At 60.6% G+C, this 1462-nt stretch carries 1 protein-coding gene; it reads left to right on the plus strand.

Annotated features, from left to right (window positions below):
- A partial coding sequence (locus A2I95_RS37475; protein ID WP_367153208.1) for a LamG-like jellyroll fold domain-containing protein occupies nucleotides 1-1462 on the plus strand: 1462 nt, incomplete at both ends.

Here is a 1462-nt window from a genome sequence, read left to right on the forward strand (position 1 = left end):
ATTATGGGCCATGATGTGGTGCAGGATTTCAGCCGCACCGAGGGCGACCGGATTGTCATCGAGGGCCACACCACCGAGATCGCCTCGATCACCTATGGCGACAAGAACGGCGACGGGGTGATGGATCACTCGGTGATTGCGCTGTACTCGGATCAGGGCAACAACGGCGGCGCCCATAACGACGATCTGCTGGGCAAGATCACGGTCTACGGCGACCTGGTGAAACTGTCGGACATCGAGCACACCGCGGCGCCGGCCTATGGCATCATCAAGAGCATCGACGACCTGAAGGAGGCGCTGGCGCCAACCGCGGTTTCCGAAAACACCGGCAAAATCAAAGTCCCGGGATCGGCGCTGGCGGATGCCGGGGATCTGACCCTTGCGGCGACGGAAAGCCCGGTCTTTGCCATGGCCGGCAGCCACGGGTTCGATGCCGAAGACCGTTCTGCCTATGTCTTTGACCACAACAAGGCGCTGGAGCTTTCCAGCGGCACCATTGCCTTTCGCTTCACCGCCAGCAGTCTGGCCGGATACCAAACCCTGTTGTCCAAGGATGCCGCTGAATACGGCACCGGCGGGCATCTGGCGGTCTATCTGGATGAAACCGGCAAGCTGATCGTGCGCCTGCAGGACACTGCGGAGACCCGCTATTTCACTGCGGCAAATGCAATTGAGGCCGGCAAGGACTATGACTTCAGCCTGAATTTTGGCAGCAAGGGGATGGAAGTCTACCTGAATGGCGCGCGGATTGCCTATGAAGCCGGGCTGGATTTTGACTGGAGCACCAACAGCGAGGCGCTGATTGCCGGGGCAGCCGGGTGGAGCAATGCAGCCGGCAAAACCGACAAGATCCACAGCTATTTCGATGGCAGCATCAGTGATCTGGCGGTTTATGACGCGGTGCTAACGGGCGAAGAGGTTTTCGGCAGCGGTGAGCGCAGCGATTACGCTTACTTCGGCGGCCGGATCGACAGCTTTCAGTTCAACCGCAGCGGCGGCGAAATCCAGATCAGCAAGGGCGGCTCGGAGACGGCTCTGGAGCCGGATGATACCTTTGCGGCGTTCAAGGACGTCACCGTGCGAGCGGCGGATATTCAGTTCGGTTCCAATAGCAATGACGAATTGCGCGGTGCCGATGGTGCCGATGTGCTGATCGGAAAAGGCGGTGATGACCGGTTGCTGGGGTACGGTAACGACGACTTGCTGAGAGGCGGAAGCGGCAACGACAGTCTCTATGGCGGTGAAGGGGCCGATACGCTGTCCGGTCAAGGGGGCAACGACAAGCTGGCGGGCGGCAGCGGCCGGGACTATTTGTTTGGCGGCGATGGCAATGACACGCTGTATGGCGAAGACGGCCGGGATTGGCTCTATGGCGGCCTTGGCGATGACCGGTTGCAGGGCCACAGCTGGAATGCGTCGGACCCCTCAGACCGGGATCGCGCGGTGTTTGATGGGAACTTCG

This window comes from Leisingera sp. F5, from assembly GCF_001593695.1.